Origin of the sequence: Candidatus Culexarchaeum yellowstonense (genome assembly GCF_024707025.1) — an archaeon.
GTDB lineage: Archaea > Thermoproteota > Methanomethylicia > Culexarchaeales > Culexarchaeaceae > Culexarchaeum.
Genome location: NZ_JANGFQ010000110.1, coordinates 1 through 2,037 on the forward strand (window position 1 = coordinate 1; position 2,037 = coordinate 2,037).

Sequence of the window (2,037 nt, forward strand, 5' to 3'; positions counted from 1 at the left end):
ATTGGAAGGCTGTTAAAGGCGAGCTACTTAAGATTCATTGATGTAAACGTATTCATATATCTTCTGAACTCTATTGGGAGGTTAGGAGAATTCTTCCCTAAATATCCATTTAGGATTTTCTAATAGTTTCTCGTGGATTTTATGTTTATGTGATTAAGTGTAATTTGGGGAAAATTTATATTATTATACGCATTCGTATTACATGTGGTTACGAAAATAGTTCCCGTAAGGTTAAGGGAGGAAGAGTTGAGGCAAATAGATCGACTTGTGGAGTATGGCATCTTTCAGTCTAGGAGTGAAGCTATAAGGGAGCTTATAAGGATTGGTGTTGAGAATTTAGCTTATCTATCCGAAATTCTTGAGGCTGTGGAAAGATTGTTTGAGCTTGAGAGGGTTGAGGGTAGGATACCAATAGACCTTAGTGGCGCGACTGAGCAGCTTTTGAGGGAGAGGGAGAGATGAGTTACGTGGATACCAGCATCATTGTAGCGGCTCTCGACAAACTTGATCCTAGACGGAGGTTAGCTCAAGAAATTTTGGAGATGGAGGGGGATAAGAGGGTTTCCGAACTTGTTTTAGCCGAACTTGCCAGCACATTATCTAAGAGGGAGGGCATGTTGCTTGAACTTTCTGAGAAGGTTAAGGTGAGGAAGGAGCTAACAATACCAGCAGTTCTCCTATACATATTGAGGAGGTTTAAATTAAGCTATAGGAGGGTTAATGGTTATAAGAGGGTTTTCATGATCGATAATCTATACTCACCATTCGCAACTGCCATAGATATTTCATCTAAATTTAAATTGAAAACCCTTGACCTACTCCACCTAGCCTACTTGAAAACCTTAAAGGAGCAAGGGGAAGAAATAAATGAAATAATCACAGCAGATTACGACTTTGAAAGGGAGAAAGAAGCCATAATGAGAGAACTAAATATAAGTGTAAAATATTGCCAACCTCTCAGATAAATGAGTTTTGAATGAAAACCTAAGTTAAACATAAATGTATGGATATCAAATCTGATTTCCAGTAAAGTTCAATTAATTATTCACAAAACAGGAATTTTGGTGAGGGGAATGGTTAAGATCGTTAGTGTAAGGGTTCCTGATGATGTGAGTGAAGAGGATGTTGTCCGATGGGTATTGGAGGGGCTTGCTCGAAGGATGGCTAAGAGGCTTGCCCTAAAATATCTTGAGGAGGGGGTGGATATAGATTTGGAGAAGGCGCTTAAAGATTTTGAGGAAACGAGAAGTGAAGTGTGGAGAGAACTCGAAAAGGAGTATAAGAGAATGGGCATCCTTTAATCGTTAACAGAATCGCTATATTGATGATATTTCACAGCTTCCATACACACTTCCCTTATGGGTTTTATTAGTTTAATGTTTGGCCTATCTTATAGTTTGGATTGTGACTTGCAACTATAACGTACACCCCATTTATTGCATCATACACTGCAACTGCTTTAGCTAAATGTGCAATTGTATGGACTATTGCACTGTAAAGCCATATTGGCCCCCTACCAGTCACCTTTATCACATCAAACCTCCTCCCAACATAATACCTGTACACTTCCTCCACAGCTAATGGAAGATTATCATAAGTTATGCTCTGCGTTGGTGGAATCTCAAACCTTATCGTATCACCATCAAAAACAAGCCAATTCAAACTCAACCCACATCCCCCAACCACATAACCATTCTACAACTCCAAAATTAAAACTTAAACTAAACCCCAATGGCTTTAGATAACTATTTAAATTCCACATAAATATATTGTTTCGTGATACACTGTCACCTCGTTATTTGCGGAACATCAATTATCGATAATTATAGTAGGATTCCAACAATTCCAGATGAAGATAAACGTATATGCGAAAGTGATAATGAGCTTCTTGAGAGGAGTAGCCCTGCAAACCCATTCTTCCTAAAAGTATACGAACATCTCAAAAGAGATCCATGGAGGGCTAGTGCAGAACTTAATGCCATGAGGAAGTATCTTGAAAATGGACTTGTAAATGAAGTCTACCTATACCATACAGAT

At 38.6% G+C, this 2,037-nt stretch carries 5 protein-coding genes; 4 read left to right on the forward strand and 1 reads right to left on the reverse strand.

The window, feature by feature from the left end; all coding sequences use genetic code 11:
- Positions 1 to 204 precede the first annotated feature (204 nt).
- The 3 genes from MRT15_RS09145 (at position 205) to MRT15_RS09155 (ending at position 1,301) form a co-directional block, all read left to right on the forward strand.
- The gene (locus MRT15_RS09145; protein ID WP_304329782.1) at positions 205 to 462 is read left to right on the forward strand and encodes a ribbon-helix-helix domain-containing protein; all 258 of its coding nucleotides are present in this window, start codon (positions 205 to 207) and stop codon (positions 460 to 462) included.
- Complete coding sequence (locus tag MRT15_RS09150; protein WP_304329783.1) at positions 459 to 965, forward strand: PIN domain-containing protein; 507 nt, start codon at positions 459 to 461, stop codon at positions 963 to 965. Before MRT15_RS09145 ends, MRT15_RS09150 begins: the two co-directional genes overlap by 4 nt.
- Positions 966 to 1,073: 108 nt before the next feature.
- Positions 1,074 to 1,301: a hypothetical protein gene (locus tag MRT15_RS09155; protein WP_304329784.1), complete on the forward strand. Its 228-nt coding sequence runs from the start codon at positions 1,074 to 1,076 to the stop codon at positions 1,299 to 1,301.
- A gap of 67 nt (positions 1,302 to 1,368) precedes the next feature.
- On the opposite strand, the gene MRT15_RS09160 is transcribed toward MRT15_RS09155, so the two are convergent.
- Positions 1,369 to 1,668, reverse strand: coding sequence for a CRISPR-associated protein Csx3 (locus MRT15_RS09160; protein WP_304329785.1), 300 nt, complete (start codon positions 1,666 to 1,668; stop codon positions 1,369 to 1,371).
- Positions 1,669 to 1,776: 108 nt separating this feature from the next.
- Between MRT15_RS09160 and MRT15_RS09165 the strand changes: the two genes are divergently transcribed.
- A partial coding sequence (locus MRT15_RS09165) for a hypothetical protein (RefSeq protein WP_304329786.1) occupies positions 1,777 to 2,037 on the forward strand: 261 nt, incomplete at its 3' end.

Bases quoted from the DNA above. Each gene is read 5' to 3' on its own strand.
- MRT15_RS09150 (WP_304329783.1), top strand. From the start codon at position 459: ATGAGTTACGTGGATACCAGCATCATTGTAGCGGCTCTCGACAAACTT.
- MRT15_RS09155 (WP_304329784.1), top strand. From the start codon at position 1,074: ATGGTTAAGATCGTTAGTGTAAGGGTTCCTGATGATGTGAGTGAAGAG.